The organism is Methanoregula sp., assembly GCF_002835825.1.
Classification (GTDB): domain Archaea; phylum Halobacteriota; class Methanomicrobia; order Methanomicrobiales; family Methanospirillaceae; genus Methanoregula.
The window spans coordinates 1-1,017 of record NZ_PIZH01000793.1; the positions used below are offsets into that span (position 1 = coordinate 1).

A 1,017-nucleotide genomic window follows, 5' to 3' on the forward strand; every position below is an offset into this window, starting at 1 on the left:
AAGCGACAGAGGTTGCCGCCTCGGAGCCAGCATTGCCCTTGACGCGCAGCACGCCTCACGACCTGCCCCGCCAGTCTCCGCGGTACGCAGCGCCGGGATAGTTGCCGGCATTGCCGTTGATGGTAAACTCACCCCCGGCCATTGCGAGGCCGCAGAACGAGTGGACGTCGCCGTTGACGGTTAGTTTGCCGCCCTTCATCCAGCTGCCTGTGTACATGTCGCAATCGGAGTTGACGATCATCTCGCCGGCAGTCATCTTTGCACCGAGATACTTCATCTTCGTGCAGTCGCCGTTGACAACAATCTTCGTGTCAGCTGCCGTTGCCCCTGCATCCCCGGTGATGGTGAAGAAGTCGCCGAGGGTTGACATCTCCTTGCCCTGGTATGCTGCGAGTTTTGCGATATCAGCGGCCTTTTTGCCGGCGAATACGTCCGGGTTGACGTTCTCGCATTCGAGGTAGAGTTCCGGGATTTTCTTAACAGTTAATGTAACGATGTTCATCTCTTCTCACCTCACGCCTTAGTTGCATCCACGCTGATGATGTGCTGGTGCGGTGCATAGCTCTCGGGCACCGGGTAATTACCCTCGTTGATGCTGTAGTAGCGGAGGAACTTCTCCCGGATGTCGTGCGTGACCTGCTTGTTCTCGGGTACCCTGGCATCGACCCAGAAGGTGTGCTTCTTGCCCATGTTGACAATCCTGCCCTCTTCGACACAGATGACGCCGTCCTTGAAGAGGCAGGCAACGTTTGCGAATGCCTTCTCGATCTCGGGTCCGGTTGAGGGGAACTTGTCCGGATTGATGTTGTAGATGGCGATGTCGGCGTTCATGCCGGGCTTAAGCCCTCCGTAATCCGCGGAGAGACCGAGTGCCTTTGCCGGGCCTGCACGGGTCATCTGGGCGAGCTCGTAGAGGGAGATCTCGCGGTCGATGCCGGCAAGGTGAGTGCCGGAGATGACCTTATCGGCGTTCTTGAAGGTGGTGAGCCGCTCGTCGCGGTACTTCTTGTTCATGAG

At 57.9% G+C, this 1,017-nt stretch carries 2 protein-coding genes; both read right to left on the reverse strand.

Annotated elements, in window-relative coordinates; translation table 11 throughout:
• Nucleotides 1–55 precede the first annotated feature (55 nt).
• The gene (locus CW742_RS15250) at nucleotides 56–502 is read right to left on the reverse strand and encodes a formylmethanofuran dehydrogenase subunit C (protein WP_292421886.1); all 447 of its coding nucleotides are present in this window, start codon (nucleotides 500–502) and stop codon (nucleotides 56–58) included.
• 11 nt (nucleotides 503–513) lie between these two features.
• Nucleotides 514–1,017: amidohydrolase family protein (locus CW742_RS15255; RefSeq protein ID WP_292421888.1), on the reverse strand; the 504-nt coding region annotated here is incomplete at its 5' end.

Bases quoted from the DNA above. Each gene is read 5' to 3' on its own strand.
- CW742_RS15250 (WP_292421886.1), bottom strand. From the start codon at position 502: ATGAACATCGTTACATTAACTGTTAAGAAAATCCCGGAACTCTACCTC.